Origin of the sequence: Burkholderia lata, assembly GCF_902499025.1 — a bacterium.
Classification (GTDB): domain Bacteria; phylum Pseudomonadota; class Gammaproteobacteria; order Burkholderiales; family Burkholderiaceae; genus Burkholderia; species Burkholderia lata_C.
Genome location: NZ_CABVPW010000025.1, coordinates 74,766 through 95,201, shown reverse-complemented (window position 1 = coordinate 95,201; position 20,436 = coordinate 74,766). Strand labels below are relative to the sequence as shown.

General features: G+C 66.1%; 16 protein-coding genes. 13 read left to right on the top strand and 3 right to left on the bottom strand.

Going from position 1 to position 20,436, the window contains the following annotated elements; all coding sequences use genetic code 11:
• Positions 1–144: 144 nt before the first annotated feature.
• Both BDI24065_RS24410 and BDI24065_RS24405 read left to right on the top strand, forming a co-directional pair.
• Complete coding sequence (locus tag BDI24065_RS24410) at positions 145–1,419, top strand: dicarboxylate/amino acid:cation symporter (RefSeq protein ID WP_175033415.1); 1,275 nt, start codon at positions 145–147, stop codon at positions 1,417–1,419.
• Entirely contained in the window at positions 1,419–2,876 is a 1,458-nt protein-coding gene (locus tag BDI24065_RS24405) for an amino acid racemase (protein WP_438820032.1), read from the top strand. Before BDI24065_RS24410 ends, BDI24065_RS24405 begins: the two co-directional genes overlap by 1 nt.
• Before the next feature lie 68 nt (positions 2,877–2,944).
• Here the strand turns inward: BDI24065_RS24405 and BDI24065_RS24400 are convergent, their stop codons facing one another.
• From BDI24065_RS24400 to BDI24065_RS24390, 3 genes are read right to left on the bottom strand one after another with little or no spacing between them, the layout of a single operon-like run.
• Entirely contained in the window at positions 2,945–4,072 is a 1,128-nt protein-coding gene (locus BDI24065_RS24400) for a D-alanyl-D-alanine carboxypeptidase family protein (RefSeq protein WP_254609854.1), read from the bottom strand.
• Positions 4,073–4,127: 55 nt separating this feature from the next.
• Positions 4,128–4,871 carry an SDR family NAD(P)-dependent oxidoreductase gene (locus BDI24065_RS24395; RefSeq protein WP_175033413.1) on the bottom strand — a complete coding sequence of 248 codons (744 nt, stop codon included), beginning with the start codon at positions 4,869–4,871 and terminating at the stop codon, positions 4,128–4,130.
• 11 nt (positions 4,872–4,882) lie between these two features.
• Complete coding sequence (locus tag BDI24065_RS24390; protein ID WP_254609853.1) at positions 4,883–5,254, bottom strand: DoxX family protein; 372 nt, start codon at positions 5,252–5,254, stop codon at positions 4,883–4,885.
• Positions 5,255–5,395: 141 nt separating this feature from the next.
• Between BDI24065_RS24390 and BDI24065_RS24385 the strand changes: the two genes are divergently transcribed.
• The 11 genes from BDI24065_RS24385 (at position 5,396) to BDI24065_RS24335 (ending at position 20,435) form a co-directional block, all read left to right on the top strand.
• Positions 5,396–5,782, top strand: a complete 387-nt coding sequence (locus BDI24065_RS24385) for a winged helix-turn-helix transcriptional regulator (protein WP_217481833.1) — start codon at positions 5,396–5,398, stop codon at positions 5,780–5,782.
• Between the two features lie 183 nt (positions 5,783–5,965).
• On the top strand, positions 5,966–11,869 hold the full coding sequence (uvrA, locus tag BDI24065_RS24380; protein ID WP_175033410.1) for an excinuclease ABC subunit UvrA: 5,904 nt from the start codon (positions 5,966–5,968) through the stop codon (positions 11,867–11,869).
• Between the two features lie 109 nt (positions 11,870–11,978).
• Positions 11,979–12,215 carry a hypothetical protein gene (locus BDI24065_RS24375; RefSeq protein ID WP_175033409.1) on the top strand — a complete coding sequence of 79 codons (237 nt, stop codon included), beginning with the start codon at positions 11,979–11,981 and terminating at the stop codon, positions 12,213–12,215.
• 116 nt (positions 12,216–12,331) lie between these two features.
• Positions 12,332–12,619: a DUF1330 domain-containing protein gene (locus tag BDI24065_RS24370; RefSeq protein WP_175033408.1), complete on the top strand. Its 288-nt coding sequence runs from the start codon at positions 12,332–12,334 to the stop codon at positions 12,617–12,619.
• A 441-nt stretch (positions 12,620–13,060) separates the two neighbouring features.
• A complete protein-coding gene (locus BDI24065_RS24365; RefSeq protein ID WP_175033407.1) occupies positions 13,061–14,101 on the top strand; it encodes an LLM class flavin-dependent oxidoreductase in 1,041 nt (346 codons plus the stop codon).
• 74 nt (positions 14,102–14,175) lie between these two features.
• The gene (locus BDI24065_RS24360) at positions 14,176–14,871 is read left to right on the top strand and encodes an energy transducer TonB (RefSeq protein WP_175033406.1); all 696 of its coding nucleotides are present in this window, start codon (positions 14,176–14,178) and stop codon (positions 14,869–14,871) included.
• A gap of 68 nt (positions 14,872–14,939) precedes the next feature.
• Complete coding sequence (locus BDI24065_RS24355; RefSeq protein ID WP_175033405.1) at positions 14,940–15,875, top strand: MotA/TolQ/ExbB proton channel family protein; 936 nt, start codon at positions 14,940–14,942, stop codon at positions 15,873–15,875.
• Between the two features lie 12 nt (positions 15,876–15,887).
• Positions 15,888–16,310, top strand: a complete 423-nt coding sequence (locus BDI24065_RS24350) for an ExbD/TolR family protein (RefSeq protein WP_175033404.1) — start codon at positions 15,888–15,890, stop codon at positions 16,308–16,310.
• Positions 16,311–16,322: 12 nt separating this feature from the next.
• Positions 16,323–16,754 carry an ExbD/TolR family protein gene (locus BDI24065_RS24345; protein WP_175033403.1) on the top strand — a complete coding sequence of 144 codons (432 nt, stop codon included), beginning with the start codon at positions 16,323–16,325 and terminating at the stop codon, positions 16,752–16,754.
• A 455-nt stretch (positions 16,755–17,209) separates the two neighbouring features.
• Positions 17,210–19,594 carry a TonB-dependent receptor plug domain-containing protein gene (locus tag BDI24065_RS24340; protein ID WP_254609852.1) on the top strand — a complete coding sequence of 795 codons (2,385 nt, stop codon included), beginning with the start codon at positions 17,210–17,212 and terminating at the stop codon, positions 19,592–19,594.
• Between the two features lie 67 nt (positions 19,595–19,661).
• Positions 19,662–20,435, top strand: a complete 774-nt coding sequence (locus BDI24065_RS24335) for a 2OG-Fe(II)-dependent halogenase WelO5 family protein (protein WP_254609851.1) — start codon at positions 19,662–19,664, stop codon at positions 20,433–20,435.
• Position 20,436 lies beyond the last annotated feature (1 nt).

The window sequence follows — 20,436 nt, the reverse complement described above, 5'->3', positions numbered from 1 at the left end:
CATGTTGCACCGGCATCACGGTTTTATCGACGGTCCCTACCATTCGTTCCAACGGCAAAGGTGACGCGTGCCCCGCGTCGCGCTGCCTTCATCGCAGCGGCCGTCCGCCTTCCGGCGGCCGGGTGCCACCACGGACGGATGGACATGAAAAATCGCCTTACCTTAAGCATCGCAGTCGGCATGATTCTCGGGGTCGTCGCCGGCTATATCTGCCACACCCACATCGCGGACCCGGCCACGCTCAAAGCGGTCGCCGGCTATTTCTCGATCGTCACCGACATCTTCCTGCGCCTGATCAAGATGATCATCGCGCCGCTGGTGTTCGTGACGCTCGTGTCCGGCCTGGCCGGCATGGACAGCGGCGAGGACGTCGGGCGCATTGGTCTGCGCTCGATCGGATGGTTCGTCTGCGCGTCGCTGATTTCGCTGAGTCTTGGCCTCGTCATGGCCAATGCGCTGCAGCCGGGCGCGGGCCTGAACCTCACGGAAACCGCCGGCGAGGTCAACACCGGACTGAATACGGCCGCGCTGAACGCCCGGGACGTGATCACGCATGCGTTCCCGACCAGCCTTCTTGACGCGATGGCGCGCAACGACATCCTGCAGATCCTGGTGTTCTCGGTCTTTCTCGGTATCGCGCTGAGTGCGCTGAAGCACGACAAGCGGGTCGGCGTCGTGATCCAGTCGATCGACGGGATGGTGCCCGTGATGCTGCGGCTGACGAACTACGTGATGCGCGCGGCGCCGCTCGGCGTATTCGGTGCGATCGCGTCGTCGGTCACGCTGCGCGGGCTCGACGTGATCTACACGTATGGAAAGCTGATCGGCGCGTTCTATCTCGGCTTGCTCGTCCTCTGGATGATTCTGATCGGCGCCGGCTATGCGTTTCTCGGGCGCCGCGTCGTGAGCCTGCTGAAGGCCGTGCGCGAACCTGCGCTGATCGCTTTCTCGACCGCGAGCAGCGAGGCCGCCTATCCGCGCCTGACCGAGCAGCTCGAGCAGTTCGGTGTCGACAAGAAAGTGGTGGGCTTCACGTTGCCGCTGGGTTACGCGTTCAACCTGGACGGCTCGATGATGTATCAGGCGTTTGCCGCCATCTTCATCGCGCAGGCGTTCGGCGTGCACATGCCGCTGTCGCAGCAGGTCTTCATGCTGCTGGTGCTGATGTTGAGCAGCAAGGGGATGGCGAGCGTGCCGCGCGGCTCGGTGGTCGTGGTCGCGGCGGTCGCGCCGATGTTCCATCTGCCGGTGGCCGGCGTCGCGATGGTCCTCGCGATCGACCAGATCCTCGACATGGGCCGCACGATGACGAACGTGATCGGCAACAGCGTAGCGACGGCCGTGATCGCGAAGTGGGAGAGCCGGCGAGCAGCGAAGTCGAACGGCGCCGTATTCGACCAGCCGGAACTGAATGCATGATGGATACGAATACCGTGAAGGTCCGGCGAAAATTCGGCGTGGTCGGTGGCCTCGGGCCGCTGGGCAGCGCCGACGTGTTCTTCAAGATGGTGAAGGCGACGCCTGCGTCGTCCGACGAGGAGCACGTCGAGATGATTTTCGAGCAATACCCGTTCAAGGGCGCGGGGGCGGGCAGTACCGCGACCATCGAACGCAAGCTGTACGTGTTCGACCTGATCCGGGCGTTCGACGCGCGTGGCGTGACGACGGTCGTGCTCCCGTGTTTCCTGAGCCACACGTTCATCGACGAGCTGAAGGCGAACACGAGGCTGCCAATCGTGGATATCGTCGAAGCCGTTCGCAGCCATGTGCAACGCAAGTATCCCGACGCGACACGCATTGGCGTACTCGCTTCCGATTACGTGCGGGACAAACGGCTCTTCGATGCGTATTTCCCGTCGCCGCAATTCGAAATCGTCTATCCGCGTTCGTACGATGGCGTCGATCTCGTAACGGAAGCCGTCTACGGTGCCGACGGCATCAAGCGCGGCAATCTCGGAGGCCGCCCGGTCGAGTTGTTGCGCCGCGCCTGTGAGGATCTGGTCGATCAGGGTGTGCAGGTCATCGTCCCGGGGCTGACCGAGGTCGTGCTCGTCGCGGACGAAATCGGCCCGCAGCGCGTACCGCTCGTGGACTCGAACATGGCGTATGCGCAATACGCGGTGACGGGGCAGTACGCATCGCGCGCCGCGGCGTTCAAGATTGGGGTGGTGGGTGGCGTCGGGCCGGCCGCGACCGTCGATTTTCTGGACAAGATCGTTCGAAACACGCCGGCGTCGCGCGACCAGGAACATATCAAGCTGCTGGTCGAACAGAATCCGCAGATCCCCGATCGAACCGAGAATCTTGTGGGTGCCGGCGTGGACCCGACGATCGCCTTGTACGCGACCTGCAAGAAGCTTGAGGACGGCGATGCGGACGTCATCGCGATTCCGTGCAATACGGCGCATGCCTTCGTCGAGCGGATTCAGCCGTATCTCGACATCCCGATCGTCAACATGCTGACCGTCACGGTCGCTCACCTGCGCGACACCTATCCGGCGCTGCGCGAGGTCGGCGTGCTGGCGACGTCCGGCACGATCGAAAGCGGAGTCTACGAGAAGGCGCTGGAATCGCAAGGACTCCGACAAGTGGCGCCGAGGCCGGCGTTGCAGGCGCGCGTGATGGAGGCGATCTACGGAAGGCAGGGTGTCAAGGCTGGCTTCACGGCCGGACAGTGCGAGGAAGATATCGGCGCTGCCGTCGAGGCGTTGATTGCCGAGGGCGTGAGCGTGATCGTGCTCGGCTGTACCGAACTGCCGATCCTGCTGCCGGGGGGCGAATACGTCGCGCGAAACGGGGGGCGGGCGACGCTGGTCGATCCGACCGACGTGCTCGCCCGCGCGTGCATTGCCTGTGCGACGGCGGGGGGCGGCTGACCCGGTTCCTGTCCGGCGTGAGCGTCGATGACGTGGCCGAGGCGCTGCTTGTGCACCTCGGCACGACGTCACGTTCTGCCGGCGTCGACGGCACTCGGCCCGGCCGCGCGCGTGATGAACGGGTGTCCCGACGCGGGTGCCGACGCGTAATCCTTGTACGAGGAAAAGGCATAGTTCAGCAGCTGCGCCGCCCCCGATATTCTTGCGGCCGCAGTGGGCGCGCCGAGGACCACAGCAAACACGCGGCGCTTCATCGCCGGCGCTTGCTGCGGCCGGCTCGCGGTCGCGACGATGCAATATCCGGCGGCCGCGGTGTGCCCCGTCTTCAGGCCGTCCACGGACGGATCCATGCCCAGCAGCCAGTTCTTGTTGCGCTTTTCGAATTTTCCGTAGGAGAAGTGCTGCTCGGATGAGTATCCGTAGTATTCCGGGAAGTCCCGGGTGACGCGGAGTGCCAGCGTGGACAGATCGCGAGCGGTCGAATGGTTGCCCGGCGTCGTGATGCCGGACGGCGTGGTGAAACGCGTGTGCTGCATGCCGATCTGTCGAGCCGTATCGTTCATCAACTGCTCGAAGGCCGCGGGCGAGCCGCCGACCCGTTCCGCCAGCACCAGCGCCGCATCGTTCGCCGACGCGACGATCAGTCCCTGGACCAGATTCCGGACGGCGATGCGCTGTCCGGGAACCAGATGCATGCGTGCTTCGTCGCTGCCGACTTTCGCCACATCGGACGCCCCGACCGTCACCTTCTCGTCCCAGCCCAGGGTGCCGTTGCGCAACGCCCGCAGGACGATATACGCGGTCATGAGCTTGGTGAGCGACGCGGGCTGACGCTCCGCATCCGCATTGTGCTCGGCCAGGATCTGTCCGGATTCGCCGTCGACGACGAGCCACGACGCGGCTTGAATGGTCGGTGCGACGGGCGCGGGCGCGGCTTCGGCTGGCGCTGTCGAACCTGCGGTGAGGCAAGCCAGCAACAGGGGTAAGCGGAGGGAATGGAATCGTCTGGTCGTACGCCAAAAAAACTGCATGGAAATGTGAGCCGTGAGGGAGAGGTCTGGTCGGGTGTCGAGCGGATGGATCGACGGGGAAGCGTCGGTTGCGACACGGCGCGACAGGATGTGCGGACGCCGATCATAAGGGACGACATGGCGCGCGCGATGCCGTGTCGGCATCGCGTGATGCGTGTGCGGCATACGGCCGAGAAGCGTGAGCCGTATGCCGTCGCGATGTCTACCTGCCGAGCGTCGTTCAGCGTGCGCTGTCGATGATCGAACCGCCGTCTGGCGTGAGGCTGTAGCCCGTCAGGAACTGAGCGTCCTTGCTGGCAAGGAACAGGACGACCGGTGCGATGTCATCGTCGGGTGTGCCGAAACGCCCCAGCGGGTTGGTCGGCGGCGGCACGTCGGCACGCTCGCCCCACGTTTGCGCCAACGGCAGCACGTTGTTGACCGTGATCCGGTCGGCGGCCCATTCGCGTGCGGCGGTTCTCGTCAGCGCACGCACGGCTTCCTTCGCCATGTTGTACGGACCGTACCCCGCGAGGCCCATGACGCCGGCCATCGATCCGAAGTTGATCACGCGGCCGGCGCCGCTCGCTTTCAGATGCGGGTAGGCCGCCTGCATCGTCCGGAGGTACGCGATGGGCCCGAGATCGAAATTGCGTTTCAGTTTCTCCACCGACAAATCGGCGATCGAGGAAAACGGCGCGGACGGATCGAACGCATTGTTCACGAGGATGTCGATGCCGCCGCAGGTCGTGACAACCTTGTCGACGGCCGCGTTGATCTGGTCGGCGCTGCCGAGATCGCAAGGGATGCCGAGTGCACGGCCGCCGGCGGCCTCGATATCGGCCACGACCGAATCGACGTTGGCCGGCGTGAGCGACACGACCGCTACCGTTGCGCCTTCGGCGGCGAACCGTTTCGCGGTGGCGCGTCCGATTCCCCGGCCGGCGCCGGTGACGATGGCAATTTTCCCGCTGAGTCGGGCCATGATGTTCTCCTTCAGGTGATGATTGCGTGACCCACTGTCGCGGCGATGCCATACGGTGACGGGATGTCGCGCGCTGCGTTCTGCGTGGTGAATGAAACGACGAGACAGACGAGGGCGACCGCTGCCGGCAGTGCGTCGCGCGGCTTGCGAACACCGATGTGCGCCAGTCCGGAAAGCAGCAGGTGATAGAAGATGCCCGCGTACGCGAGATCGCTGAGCGGCACACCGGCACGCGTCACGATGGCCGCTACGGCGGCGATTTTCACGACGGTCAGCAGCGGCACGAGATAGGCGGGATAGCCTAGCCCGACGAGGATTGTGCGGATCCGATCCCGCTTGACGATGTAGAGCGTCGCGGACGCGAGATAGAGCAGCGACAGCAATGCCGTGCTGATCCAGTAGGCAAGATTTGCAGCCATTTGTTACGGGTTCCTGTGTTTCGTCGCTATCGACTTGGCGCAAGAATGTCGTCTAAGATGAACACCCGCAAGTAGGATGATTTGCTGTCTGTTGGTATGGAAAAAATGACTAAAGACGCCGGCGAAGTGAACATGCACGACGAAATGCGGCGCGCATTCGCGCTGCTGTCCGGCAAGTGGAAGCTGGAGATCATGTGGCTGCTCAACCAGCGCGTCTATCGTTTCGGAGAGCTACGGAAAGCAATTCCGGGCATCACGCAGCACATGCTGACCGCTCAGTTGCGTGAGCTCGAAGCGGACGGCTTGATTACCCGCACGGTGTTCGCGGAAGTGCCGCCGCGCGTCGAATACGAAATCACCGACAAGGCGCGCGGCCTCGGGCCGACGATGGAGGCGCTGACGGCGTGGTGGAACGAGTACGGGCGAACCGTGCCGGCCAGGCCGCCGGGGCGTGGACGCAAAGCCAGTCCCGACAACGCGAAGCCGGAGTGATCTGGCGCGTTTTCACGAATCCGCGCTGTTCATGGAAAACTGTATGAATATACAGTATAGTGTCCGTCGAAATCGAGCCGCCCAGGTGTAACCCCGTGCGGCCCGTGCGCCGCGCCTGCGGGCATCCGCCGCAGCGTCCCGGCACCGAGCACTCTGGCTAACTCATTCAGACGGGCAGGCAAATTGTCATCCAGCAATCTGATCCGCATTCGCGGAGCACGTCAGCACAACCTCAAGAATCTCGACCTCGACCTGCGCACCGGCGAGATGACGGTCGTCACCGGCCCGTCGGGCTCCGGCAAGTCGAGTCTCGTGTTCGACACGCTGTACGCGGAAGGCCAGCGGCGCTACGTCGAGACGTTCAGCGCGTACGCGCGGCAGTTCCTCGACCGGATGGACCGCCCGCAGGTCGAGCGCGTCGACGGCGTGCCGCCTGCCATCGCGATCGACCAGACCAACCCGGTGCGCAGTTCGCGCTCGACCGTCGGCACGATGACCGAGCTGAACGATCACCTGAAGTTGCTGTACGCGCGCGCGGCCGAGCTGTTCGACCGCCAGACCGCGCGCCAGGTGCGGCACGACACGCCGGAGACGATCTACGCGGAGCTCGTCGCGCGCACGCAGGCGGACGATCCGCGTGTCGTCGTCACGTTCCCGGTCGAGCTGCCGGAAACGGTGTCCGACGAAGAAATCGCACAGTGGCTGTCCGCGAGCGGCTACACGCGCGTGCAGGCGCAGCGCGAGGTCGCGTCGCCCACCGGGCTGCGCAAGGTGCTCGACGTGGTGGCTGATCGCTTCCGTGTGCAGAACACCGACAAGGTGCGCGTCGTCGACGCGATCGAGGCGTCGCTGAAGCGCGGCGGCGGGCGCGTGAACGTGTACGTGCTCGCGGCGGAGCCGGAGCAGGCGGAGGGCGCGGCGGCCGAGCCGCAGGTGTGGCGCTTCTCCACCGGGCTTCACGATCCCGACAGCGACCTGCGCTACGCGGAGCCGCAGGCGGCGCTGTTCTCGTTCAATTCGGCGTACGGCGCGTGCGAAACCTGCCGCGGCTTCGGCCGCGTGATCGGGGTCGATCTCGGCCTCGTGATCCCCGACGCGCGCAAGACGCTGCGCGGCGGCGCGATCAAGCCGATGCAGACCCCCGCCTGGAAGGAGTGCCAGGACGACCTGATGCGCTACGCGGCGAAAGCCGGCATCCCGCGCGACACGCCGTGGGCCGAGCTGTCGGATGGCGAGCGCGACTGGGTCGTCAACGGGTCGCCGGACTGGAACGGCAAGTGGCAGAGCCAGTGGTACGGCGTGAAGCGCTTCTTCGGCTATCTCGAGTCGAAAGCGTACAAGATGCATATCCGCGTGCTGCTGTCGAAATATCGCAGCTACACGCCGTGCGACGTGTGCGGCGGCGCGCGCCTGAAGACGGAATCGCTGCAATGGCGGCTCGGCTCGAAGGAAAACGCCGACGGCGTGCTCGCGCCGGCCGGCCGCTTCATGCCGCGCGGCGTCGACTGGAGCCGCACGCAGCTCGAAGCGCTGCCGGGCCTGACCGTGCACGACCTGATGCTGCTGCCGATCGAGCGCATCCGCCGCTTCTTCGACGGCATCAGCCTGCCGAGCGCGCTGCTCGACGATGCGCTGAAGCTGCTGCTCGCCGAGGTGCGCACGCGCCTGAAATACCTGTGCGACGTCGGGCTCGGCTACCTGACGCTCGACCGGCAGAGCCGCACGCTGTCGGGCGGCGAGGTGCAGCGGATCAACCTGACCACGGCGCTCGGCACGTCGCTCACGAAAACCCTGTTCGTGCTCGACGAACCGAGCATCGGGCTGCATCCGCGCGATCTCACGCGGATCGTCGAGGCGATGCAGCGGCTGCGCGACGCGGGCAATACGCTGGTCGTCGTCGAGCACGATCCGTCGGTGATGCTCGCGGCCGACCGGCTGATCGACATGGGGCCCGGCCCGGGCGAGCGCGGCGGCACGATCGTCTACGACGGCACGCCGGGCGACATCCGGTCGGCGCACACGCTGACGGGCGAGTATCTCGGCGGCCGCAAGCATGTCGCGCACGCGTCGAACTGGGCGCGCCGGGTGGTCGACGCGAACACGCCGCGCATCGTGCTCGAAGGGGCAAGCGAACACAACCTGCGCGACGTCACGGTCGAGATTCCGCTGCAGCGGCTCGTCTGTGTGACGGGCGTGTCGGGGTCCGGCAAGTCCACGCTGCTGCAGGACGTGCTCTATCCGGCGATGGCGCGGCACCACGGCAAGGCGACCGAGTCGCCGGGCGCGTTCCGCAGCCTCTCGGGTGCCGACCAGGTGGGCGACGTCGTGTTCGTCGACCAGTCGCCGATCGGCAAGACCACGCGTTCGAACCCGGCGAGCTACGTCGGCGCGTTCGACGAGATCCGCAAGCTGTTCGCGAAGGCGCCGCTCGCGCTGCAACGCGGCTACGGCGCGGGCACGTTCAGCTTCAACTCGGGCGACGGCCGTTGCCCGACCTGCGGCGGCTCGGGCTTCGAGCACATCGAGATGCAGTTCCTGAGCGACGTCTACCTGCGCTGCCCGGACTGCGACGGCAGCCGCTACCGCGCCGAGATTCTCGAAGTGCGCATCGAGCGCAACGGCCGCGCACTGAACATCGCCGACGTGCTCGACCTCACCGTCAGCGAAGCGGCGGCGTTCTTCGCGACCGATGCCGAGGTGCTGCGCGTGCTGCAGCCGATCGTCGACGTCGGCCTCGAATACGTGAAGCTCGGGCAGCCGGTGCCGACGCTGTCGGGTGGTGAAGCGCAGCGCCTGAAGCTGGCCGGCTTCCTCGCCGAATCGGCGGCGGCCGCCAACGGGCGCCGGGTCGCGACGGAAGAGGCGCGCATCGCGCGGGCGAAGCTGTTCATGTTCGACGAGCCGACCACCGGGCTGCACTTCGACGACATCGCGAAGCTGATGCAGGCGTTCGGCAAGTTGCTCGCGGCCGGCCATTCGCTGATCGTGATCGAGCACAACCTCGACGTGATCCGCGCGGCCGACTGGCTGATTGATCTCGGCCCGGAAGGCGGCGACGGCGGCGGTCTCGTGCTGTGCGCGGGTACGCCTGACGACGTGAAGGCCTGCGCCGAATCGCACACGGGCGTGGCGCTGCTGCAGTACGACCGCGCGATGGATGCCGAGCTGGCGCTCGCCGACGAAGGCAAGCCGCTGCAGGCCGTGCTGAACGCGGCGCGCGAGCGGCGTGCGATCGAGGGCGAGGACGTCGTGCGGATCGTCAACGCGCGCGAGCACAACCTGAAGGCGCTCGACGTCGATATCCCGCACGGCAAGTTCAACGTGATCACCGGCGTGTCGGGTTCCGGCAAGTCGACGCTCGCGTTCGACATCCTGTTCCACGAAGGCCAGCGCCGTTACCTCGAATCGCTGAACGCGTATGCGCGCTCGATCGTGCAGCCTGCCGGCCGCCCCGAAGTCGACGCCGTGTACGGCATTCCGCCGACCGTCGCGATCGAGCAGCGGCTGTCGCGCGGCGGCCGCAAGAGTACGGTCGCGACCACGTCCGAGGTCTGGCACTTCCTGCGGCTGCTGTACGTGAAGCTCGGCCTGCAGCATTGCATCCACGACGGCACGCCGGTCACGTCGCAGTCCGTCGAATCGATCGCCGCGCAGTTGCTGCGCGATCATCGCGGCGAGCACGTCGGGCTGCTCGCGCCGCTCGTCGTCAACCGCAAGGGCGTGTATACGGATCTCGCGAAATGGGCGAAGGCGCGCGGCAGCACGCATCTGCGGGTCGACGGCGAGTTCGTGCCGGTCGATCCGTGGCCGAAGCTCGACCGCTTCCGCGAGCACACGATCGAGCTGCCGGTGGCCGATATCGTCGTGTCGCCGGACAACGAGGCCGAACTGCGGCGCGTGCTCGACGAGACGCTGGAGCTCGGCAAGGGCGTGATGCATCTGCTCGCGCCGCTCGACGGGCTGCACCATGCGATGCAGAACGACCATTCGACCGCGCGCGTCGGCACGGTCAAGGTGCTGTCGGTCAAGCGCGCGTGCCCGGTATGCGGCACGAGTTATCCGGAGCTGGACCCGCGGATGTTCTCGTACAACAGCAAGCATGGCTGGTGCACGACCTGCGTCGGCACCGGCGTCACGCTCACGCGCGAACAGCGCGCCGCGTATGACGACACGGTGCTCGCCGAGGATGGCCGCGGCCGCGAGCAGACGCTGCCGTCGGACGAGCAGGAACCGGAAGGCGTCGGCAACGAGCCGTGCCCGGATTGCCACGGCACGCGGCTGAACCCGTCCGCGCGCGCGGTCACGTTCGACGCGCATCCGATCGTCGAGGTCGCGCAATGGACGGTGTCCGACACGCGCCGCTGGATCGACGGGCTGGAACTGACGGGGCGCGACGCGCAGATCGCGCGCGACATCGTCAGCGAGATCGGCAGCCGCCTCGCGTTTCTCGAGGAAGTCGGGCTCGGCTACCTGAGCCTCGATCGCGCGGCGCCGAGCCTGTCGGGCGGCGAAGCGCAGCGCATCCGGCTCGCCGCGCAGCTCGGCAGCAACCTGCAGGGCGTCTGCTACGTGCTCGACGAGCCGACGATCGGCCTGCATCCGCGCGACAACCAGATCCTGCTGGATGCGCTGCGCAAGCTCGGCGACAAGGGCAATACGCTCGTCGTCGTCGAGCATGACGAGGACACGATCCGCCGCGCCGATCACATCATCGACGTCGGCCCGGGCGCCGGCAAGCGGGGCGGCACGCTGGTCGCGCAGGGCGCGGTCGCCGATCTTGCCGCGCAGTCCGATTCGGTCACGGGGCGCCTGCTCGCGCAGCCGATGACGCACCCGCTGCAGCCGCGCCGCAGCGTGAGCCTGCCGGGCAAGAAGGGCGGCGCCGCGGTGCCGGAAGCCTGGCTGACCGTGCATGGCGCACGGCTGCACAACCTGCGCGACGTCACGGTCGGCATTCCGCTCGCGCGGCTCGTCGCGGTCACGGGCGTGAGCGGTTCGGGCAAGTCGACGCTCGCCCGCGACGTGCTGATGACGAACCTGCTCGACGCGGTCGGCCGCTCGGTGCTGTCGTCGCCGGCCACGCGCCGCGCACGCAAGGCGGCGCAGCAGGATGCACCGGCCACCAACCGCCGTTCGAGCGTGCTCGCGCGCAGCGCACCGCGGCCGTCGCTGAACGTCACGCATGCGTGGCAGGGCTGCGAGTCGCTGAGCGGCTGGGAGCAGATCGACCGCGTGCTGGAAGTCGACCAGACGCCGATCGGCAAGACGCCGCGTTCGTGCCCGGCCACCTATATCGGCGTGTGGGACACGATCCGCAAGCTGTTCGCCGATACGCTGGAGGCGCGTGCGCGCGGCTACACGGCGTCGCGTTTCTCGTTCAATACCGGCGACGGGCGCTGCCCCGCCTGCGAAGGGCAAGGCGTGCGCACGATCGGGATGAGCTTCCTGCCCGACGTGAAGGTGCCGTGCGACGTGTGTCACGGGCAGCGCTTCAACCCGGAGACGCTCGCGGTCACGTGGCGCGGCCGGAACATCGGCGACGTGCTGACGATGGAGATCGACGAGGCGGTGGAATTCTTCGCGCCGATCTCGAACATCGCGCATCCGCTGCAGCTGATGAAGGATGTCGGCCTCGGCTACCTGACGCTCGGCCAGCCGTCGCCCACGCTGTCGGGCGGCGAGGCGCAGCGCATCAAGCTCGTCACCGAGCTGACGAAGGTGCGCGACGACATCACGCGGCGCGGCCAGAAGGCGCCGCATACGCTGTACGTGCTCGACGAACCGACGGTCGGCCTGCACATGGCGGACGTCGCGAAGCTGATTCGCGTGCTGCACCGGCTCGTCGATGCGGGGCACAGCGTCGTCGTGATCGAGCATGACCTCGACGTGATCGCGGAAGCCGACTGGATCATCGATCTCGGGCCGGAAGGCGGCGTGGGCGGCGGTACGATCGTCGCGGCGGCGCCGCCGGAAGCGCTCGTGCAGGTGAACGCAAGCCACACCGGGCAGGCACTCAAGCCGGTGCTGGCGCGAACGGGTACGGACGAAGGGGAAGCCGAGCGCGAGGGGGAAGCGCGGGTAGGGTGAGCGTGACGCTTCGTCTCGACGGCCCCGGTGCCGGGCGGTGATGCCCCCAGCTGACTTGCACGTCGCTGCGGGCACACTGCGATCCGGCCCATGCACCCCTCGTTGAGGGGTGTTTTCTTTTGTTTTGGGGCCGCGGTCGACGCCCTATGCCACCGCCGCGATCGCCGTCATAGGCCTGCAGCCCGATCAGCACGAACGCAAGCTGCCGGGTCTCGAACCCGGCGCGCACCGGGAATTGCTGATGGTCATCGCGTGCGAACGAGATGGCGAGGCTGCCGGCGATCGCGGCAGCCGCGACACGCGCCCGACCGATCGGGTGCGTTCATTGTTAATCCGGCTCGAATAGAGAGTTGGAAGCAGGGGGATAAGAGAAAGCGCGCCCGATGGTTAGGATGAGTGCCGTTGTCCGGCGGACGATCTTCGGATCGTCCCATCATTCTCGAACGCATCAGGAGTGCAATCTTGGCGACCTATATCGTCTTCACGCGTGAAAGCACGCAGGATCAGCAGGAACTCGATCTCTACCAGGACAAGGTCGGCGCGACGACCGCCGGCCACCCGTTGAAGGTGCTGGCCGCGTATGGCCCGCAGGAAACGCTCGAGGGCGACGGCCCGGAAGGGGTGGTGATCGTCGAGTTTCCGTCCGGGGACGCGGCGCGCGCGTGGTACGACAGCCCGGCATACCAGGCCATCGTTCAGCATCGCTTCAAGGGCGGACGCTTTCGGGCCGTGCTGGTCGAAGGCGTTTGACCGGGGGCGAGCCTCTTGGAAACGGCGCCCGTGTAGAGCCGTTTCCACGCTTGCGCAGCAACACATCCGTTCTCAAACCGGCGATGAAGTGGAAAGCGGCAATCGACCTGCCCGCCGCGCCGAACCCATCCGCCGCAGGTTTCCGCACTGTCGCTTCTTTCCGGTGTTCGAGTGCGGATGCGCATCGAACCGTCCGGCATCAATCGCGAATTCCATTATTGATGCGCACGCTATCTGTCTCGATGCGCGCGTCATATCCATAGAAGAAATGACCGCAACGGGGCAGTCGCACGTTCTCCATAATCGAAGACTCGTGTGAAGTTGTCTGTCCCTTCTACGCTTCCTCACGACAGCTTGAATCCGATGTGCTCGGCCATTCTCGAGGTCGAGCTCGATGTCTCATTTCCTTTCGATTTTCGACCGATTGCGAAGGATACGAAAGTGAGCAACGTACGCATTGATCAAATTGCCTTCCTGACAACGGGAAATTACCCCGGCGAAGATGCCGCGGCGGGATTCGAGCGGGCGCTCGCGCTGTTCCATGCCGGCGAGGCGCTCGGCTACGACGGTGCCTGGATACGGCAACGCCATCTCGAGCGCGCCGTCTCGTCGGCCACCACGTTTCTCGCGGCGGCGAGCCAGCGCACGACCCGGATCGGCCTGGGCGCGGCGGTCATCCAGATGGGATACGAGAATCCGTTCCGGCTGGCCGAGGATCTCGCCACCGTCGACGTGCTCTCGCGCGGACGGCTCCAGGTCGGACTCAGCGCGGGTGCGCCGAATCACGGGGCGCTGCTGGGCGACCGCCTGTTCGACACCGATCCGGAGCATGTCGACTTCTCGCATGCGCGCCTGGCCCGGCTGCGCCGCAATCTCGCCGGCGACTGGCTCGGCGACGAAGACACGTTCGTGGAATCGGCTGCCGGCCGGGTCCGGCCGCGCGTGAGCCCCTTTGCGCCCGGCTTGACCGGGCGGCTCTGGTACGGCGGAGGTTCCAGGCGGTCGGCCGAATGGGCCGCCCGCAATGGATTCAACCTGCTGATCGCCAACGTGACCACGGGCGAGGGTACCGACAGCCATCTCGACGCCCAGCTGCGGCAACTGGCGCTGTATCGCGACCATTGGCATGAGGCCCACGCACCGCGTATCTCGGTGGGGCGCGTGATCGTCCCGACCGACGGCGCGAGCGCGAAAGATCGCGAACGCTATCGCGCGTTTGCAGACGGGCGTCATGCCCGCACGCTTGCGCCGCAGGGCGAGCGACGCACGCTGTACGCGCCGGATCTCGTCGGCACCTCGGACGAAATCCTGGCGCGGCTGCTGGCCGATCCGGTGGTCGAGCAGGTGCGGGAGTTGCGCGTCGAGCTGCCCTACGACCTGCCGTTCGAGAATTATCTGCAGATTCTCGACGATGTCATCACGCGTATTGCGCCGGCACTCGGCTGGCGTCCCGCCGATCGGCGAGAACCGGTTGCGGCCTGACCGGCGGCGCGTAGGCGGACCGGCGGACGCGAACCCCGCGCCGGACGCCTGACCTCATTGGCCTTGGACTGAACATGACAACCGCTTCTCCATCCCGACTCGCGGCAATCGGCCGTCCGCGCGAGTTCGGCAAAAGGCAGACCCACCCGTTGCGTCGCTTCGGCGGCATCGCGATCGCCATCGCGCTGCATCTCGTCCTGATATGGGCGCTCGTGAACGGCCTGGCGACCCGGGTCGTCCAGATCGTCCAGCAGCCGATCGAGGCCCGCATCGTCGTCCCGGTGAAACCGCCGCCGCCACCACCGCCGCCGAAACCGGTCGAAAAGGTCGTGTCGAAGCCGCGGGTGACGGCGCCGCCACCGCCGTTCGTGCCGCCGCCCGAGGTGCACGTGCAGGCCCCGCCGCCCGCCACCATCACGCATCAGGACGCGCCGGCCCCGACCGCACCGGTGCACGAAGCCCCGCCGGCCCCCGTGCCCGTACCGGCTGCCAGGCCGGTGAACCGCGAGATCGGCGTGGTCTGCCCGAATTCGGACGAGGTTCGCGCGTCGATCGTCTATCCGCCGGAGGCGCAGGACAACAACATCACCGGTGACGTGACCGTCGAATTCACCGTCGACCCGGACGGCCGCGTCACGAACCTGCGGGTCGCTCAGCCGGCGGATCCGGTGCTCAATCGTGCCGCGCTGAATGCGGTCAAGCGCTTCAACTGTATCGCCCAGGGGCAATCCGTGCGCGTGCGGGTACCGTTTTCCTTCAACCTGAACTGAGGCGGGGCAGGCAAGGCGGTGGACGCCGCCTGCTTCCCGAATCGATCCATCTTGCCTATGGAGTCCTTATGAAAAAGCAATTTCGGGCCGCACTGGCGGCGAGTCTGACGATCGCCGCCGGCGTGGGCGGCGCGCTGGTCGCCCCACCATCCGTGCTGGCACAGGAGACGACGGCGACACAGGTCCGGACAGCATCCGGTGCATCGCCGATCGCGGTGGCGCCGGCTGCGTCGAACGGATCGGAGCGCCCGGTGCCGCCACCCGAACCCGCGACGTCGGCAACCGTCGAGAACCCGTACGGGCTGGGGGCCCTGTGGGCGAGCGGCGACTTCGTGGCCCGCTTCGTGCTGGGGCTGCTCGTGGTCATGTCGCTCGGCAGCTGGTACGTGATGGTCACCAAGTTCATCGAGCAGGCGCGTGCGAACAGCCGGGCGAAGTCGGCCGACGAACAGGTCTGGAATGCGCCGACGCTGGCCGAGGGCACGGCCCAGCTCGACGATGCGTCGCCGTTTCGCTTCATCGCCGAGAACGCGATCGAGGCGGGGGAGCACCACGACACGGCGCTGCTCGATTCGGTCGATCGCAACACCTGGATCGAGCTGAACATCGAGCGTTCGATCACCAACGTGTCGAACCGCCTGCAGGACGGCCTGGCGTTTCTGGGCACGGTGGGGTCCACCGCGCCGTTCGTCGGGCTGTTCGGGACGGTGTGGGGCATCTATCACGCGCTGACGGCCATCGGCATCGCGGGCCAGGCGTCGATCGACAAGGTCGCGGGGCCGGTGGGCGAGGCGCTGATCATGACCGCGATCGGCCTGGCGGTGGCCGTGCCGGCCGTGCTCGGCTACAACTTCCTCGTGCGCCGCAACAAGTCCGTGATGGAACGGGTGCGCAACTTCGGTGCGCAACTGCATACGGTATTGCTCGCGGGCGGCAGACGGGCCGCGGGCCGCATCGCGCCGCCGGCGGCACAGTCGCCGCAGGTGCTTGCCGTTCAATCCTGAGCGGAGCCGGCCATGGCAATCAGCGTGGGCGGTGACGACAACGACGAGGTGATCTCGGCGATCAACACGACGCCGCTCGTGGACGTGATGCTGGTGTTGCTGATCATCTTCCTGATCACGATCCCGGTGGTGACGCACACGATCCAGGTGCAGTTGCCGGCGGAGCGGATACAGCCGCTGCAGACCCAACCGAAAAGCATCGAGATCGCGGTGAACCGGCAGGGCGACCTCTTCTGGGGAACCGAGCACGTGAACCTTCAGGCGCTGGTGTCGCGCCTGAAGGAGATGTCGACACAGACGCCGCAACCGGACGTGCACGTACGCGGCGATCAGGCGACGCCGTATCGGTACATCGGTCAGGTCGTCACGGCATGCGAGCGGGCCGGGGTCGTCAAGATCGCCTTCATCACGGAGCCGCCCGCACGCGGGGGCTAGGGAGTTCGAACGATGGGTATGAACGTGGGCGCCGGAGGGCGCAACGACGATCCGGACGTGATGGTGGACATCAACACCACGCCGTTGATCGACGTGATGCTGGTGCTGCTGATCATGTTGATCATCACGATCCCGATCCAGATGCACTCGGTGAAGATGAACCTGCCGGTGGGAAACCCGCCGCCACCGCCGCATCCGCCCCAGGTGGTGCAGATCGACATCGGCGCGGACGGGTCGGTCAACTGGAACGGCTCGCCCGTGAACGGGCCGGCCGGGCTGGGGGCGAAGTTCCGCGAAGTCGCGGCCGAAACCGACCAGGACGAGATCCGGCTGCGGCCGGACCAGGCGGCGCCTTACCGCGCGGTGGCCGAGGTGCTGGCATCGGCACAGCGCGAAGGGGCGACGAAGATCGGCCTGATCGGCAACGAGCAGACCATGCCGTGAGCGACCCGAAAGAAAAACAGAGTGGGGAATCGGATCCAGCCGCCATCGCAATGATGTCGGTATTGCCGCGATAGTTTCCGACGGCGCGGTTCGGGCCGGCAATGCGCAGCACGTCGAGCGAAATCGACATTTCACAAATATGCGCATACTCGTTGCCATTATTCAAATCGTCTATTCCAGACGGGCGTTGATTTAATCGACGCCATTTCCCTCCGCCATACAATCGCAACATTATCGAAGCAATTGCGTAATCACATGCAAGACCGGTGCCGACATTTAAATTGATAAATGAAAATATGCATTTGTTATTTAACAAAATGTTTCACCGGGAGGATGATTCGTCACGCACTGAAATCAAAACAAACGAGAAGCGTGACGCGAGAATGGCATGACACCTTGCGGCTCGCTGAAATGAGGGCCTTGCAGTGGTTTATCAGAGAAACGACAATGCGCGCGTGACGTATCCCCGTCGCCGCTCGCTGGCGCTGGCCGCCTATTGGATTACCGCCGGCGGCGCCGCGTGGGCGCAGGGCGGTACGCCAAACCCGACGCCCGCCAGCGATGCCCAGGACGTCGTCGTGACCGTTCAGGACGTTGTCGTCACCACCGGTACGCGTGAAAACGCGCGGAAAATGCGCGATGCCGCTGCCCCGGTGGAAGTGATCGGCGGCGACGCGCTGCGGCGCACCGGGCAGGGCAATCTGCGCGACGCGCTCGTCCAGCTCTCGCCGTCGATCGCGCGCCAGGCGATGCGCGGCGATGCGGGCAACCTGACGAGCGCGCTGACATTGCACGGGCTGAGCCCCGATTACGTGCTCGTGCTCGTGAACGGCAAGCGCCGCCATTCGACCGCGAATGTCTCGCTGAACCGCGGGCCGCAGCAAGGATCGACCGGAGTCGACGTCGACCTGATCCCGATCGCGGCGATCGACCACGTCGAGATTCTCCGCGACGGCGCTTCCGCGCAATACGGCTCGGATGCGATTGCCGGCGTGATCAACGTCATCCTCAAGTCGGATTACAAGGGCGGTGAACTTTCAAACACGACCGGCCAGACCTATCAAGGGGACGGTCTCGCGCAGAACAACGCGGCCAACATCGGGCTACGGCTCGGCGATGCGGGCTATCTCGACCTGAGCGCCGAGTACAACCGGCAGAATCATACGGTGCGCACCGGCGCCGATCCGCGAACCGGCCAGAACGACAACCTGATTCTCGGGTCGCCGGCCAGCACGCGGGAAGCGGTCGCATTCAACGCGGGCTACCTGCTCGAAGGCGGCGCGAAGCTGTACGGCTTCGGCACGTATGCGCACCGGAACGGCAGCAGCTACCAGAACTACCGGTTGCCGTCGGTGCTGCCGACCCTCTACCCGAACGGTTTCACCCCGCAGGAGACGCTCAACGAAAACGACTTCTCGCTGACCGCGGGCGTGAAGGGCGACCGGCTGCTCGGCTGGGCGTGGGATATCAGCTCGACCTACGGCCGTGACAACATCGGCATCGGGATGGTCAATTCGGCGAACACGAGCCTGTTCGACGCGACCGGATCGACGCCGACCGGCTTTCGCCTGTCGACCTTCACGAGCACGCAGTGGACCAACAACCTGGACCTGTCGCGCGCATTCCACCTGCCGTTGCTGCCCGCGCCGCTCAACGTGTCGGTCGGCGTCGAGCATCGCCACGAAAGCTATACGGTCGGCGCGGGCGATCCGGCATCGACCTTTGGCGCCGGTAGCCAGGCGTTGCCGGGCCTGTCCCCGCTCAGTGCGCTGTCGAAATCGCGCGAGGTGCTCGGCACCTACGTCGATCTCGCGACCCGGCTCGCGCCGAACTGGCAACTGGATCTCGCGGGGCGCTTCGAGCATTACAACGACGTCGGCGGCACCACCAACGGCAAGGTCTCGACGCGTTACGACATCACGCCGCGCATCGCGGTTCGCGGCAGCGTCGGCACCGGCTTTCGCGCACCGTCGCTCGCGCAGCAACACTTCACGAACCTGAACATCTCGCCGCTTTCCGCATACGGGCAGCTGGCACCGAACTCGCAGGCCGCACGCAATCTCGGCGCGACGCCGCTCAAGCCCGAGAAGTCGACCAACTTCGACATCGGGCTCGTGCTCAACCCGCTGCCGAACCTGAACGTGACGATCGATGCGTACCAGATCAACATCCGTGACCGGATCGTGCAGGGCGGCACCTATAGCGGACAGCCCGCGATCGATGCACTGACGCAGGCCGGCATCACGTTGCCGGCAGGCCTGCCGTCCGTGACTGCGAACTATTTCACGAACGGCGTGAATACGCGCACGCGCGGCGTCGACATCCTGGCCACGTATCACAGCAACTTCGCGAGGTGGGGTTCCGTCGACTGGGATCTCGGCATCAACTTCAACACGACGAGCGTGACGAGCGTGGGCCGCGACACCAACGGCAACACGCTGCTGAACGCGCAGCAGGTCGGCTACATCACGTCGTCGACGCCGAAGAACAAGATCATCGTCGGCGGCACCTGGCACCGCGACAAATGGGCCCTCAGCCTGCATGAAACGCGTTACGGCACGACCTCCGGCGAAGAGAGCTACTGGAGCGGCCCGAATGCCTATTCGACGACGCGCTTCGCCCATTTCACGAACGCGGCGAGGTACGTCACCGACGTCGAGCTCCGTTATGCGATGACGCGCAAGTTCGAAATCGCGGTGGGCGCGAACAACCTGTTCAACGTGTACCCGAGCAAGCTGCCGGCGGAGAACCAGTTCCTGGGCACGCAGTACGACATCGTATCGTCGCCGATCGGCATCAACGGCGGGTTCTATTACCTGCGCGCCCGTTACCTGCTCTGATGCGCGCGGCTCCTTCACTCCTTCCATTCATCACGCCATGAACCGACCGGCAGAGGTTGACCATGCAGTGATCGACGTCGACGAAGCGTCGCTGTCCGCCGATCACATTCTCGATTTGTGCAAAGGCACTGCGCTCGCGATACGCATTCGTGCGTTCACGCCGCCAGCGGTCATCCGGCGAGCGGAGGCGCAACTGTTCTCCCATCCCGAACGGGGTGCCCTTGGCCATGCCGTCGAATTTACGCGGCTCGGCATCGCGTACGCAGAGGTGCGATCCGATGAGGTCAGGCAGGCCTACCACCGGCATGCGCGCGCCAATATCGAGCGCGTTCGCACGCTGTTCGGCGAGCTGGCATCGCCGGTCGACCGGTTCCGCACCCTGCTCGACGACGCGTGGCCCGAAGGGGCCCGACTGCTGAGCGTCGACGGGCGCAAGTGCTTCGTCGGCGTGTGCCGCTACCTGACCCCCGGCGTGGATCTCGAGCCGCACATCGACAACCTGGAATGGACGCTGCCGACCGGCACCGGGTGGGCGCTGCAGTATCAGCTGTCGGCCAACCTCTATCTGCAGGTGCCGCCGCACGGCGGCGAGCTGGAACTCTGGCGCATCGCGCCCGATTCTCGCGAATACGAAACGCTCAAAGGCGATCGCCACTACGGAATCGGCCGCGAGCAGGTGGGCGCGCCTGACCTCGTGATCAAGCCGGAGGCGGGCGACCTGATCTTCCTGAATCCGCGTTTCATTCACGCGGTTCGCCCTGTCCGGGGCACCGACCGAGTCACGTTGAGTGCCTTCGTCGGCATCCGATCCGTCACCGAACCCTTAGTTTACTGGAGCTGAC

Coding starts and splice junctions, on each gene's coding strand:
- BDI24065_RS24410 (WP_175033415.1), top strand. CDS start 145: ATGAAAAATCGCCTTACCTTAAGCATCGCAGTCGGCATGATTCTCGGG.
- BDI24065_RS24405 (WP_438820032.1), top strand. CDS start 1,419: ATGGATACGAATACCGTGAAGGTCCGGCGAAAATTCGGCGTGGTCGGT.
- BDI24065_RS24400 (WP_254609854.1), bottom strand. CDS start 4,072: ATGCCGCACACGCATCACGCGATGCCGACACGGCATCGCGCGCGCCAT.
- BDI24065_RS24395 (WP_175033413.1), bottom strand. CDS start 4,871: ATGGCCCGACTCAGCGGGAAAATTGCCATCGTCACCGGCGCCGGCCGG.
- BDI24065_RS24385 (WP_217481833.1), top strand. CDS start 5,396: ATGACTAAAGACGCCGGCGAAGTGAACATGCACGACGAAATGCGGCGC.
- BDI24065_RS24360 (WP_175033406.1), top strand. CDS start 14,176: ATGACAACCGCTTCTCCATCCCGACTCGCGGCAATCGGCCGTCCGCGC.
- BDI24065_RS24355 (WP_175033405.1), top strand. CDS start 14,940: ATGAAAAAGCAATTTCGGGCCGCACTGGCGGCGAGTCTGACGATCGCC.
- BDI24065_RS24350 (WP_175033404.1), top strand. CDS start 15,888: ATGGCAATCAGCGTGGGCGGTGACGACAACGACGAGGTGATCTCGGCG.
- BDI24065_RS24345 (WP_175033403.1), top strand. CDS start 16,323: ATGGGTATGAACGTGGGCGCCGGAGGGCGCAACGACGATCCGGACGTG.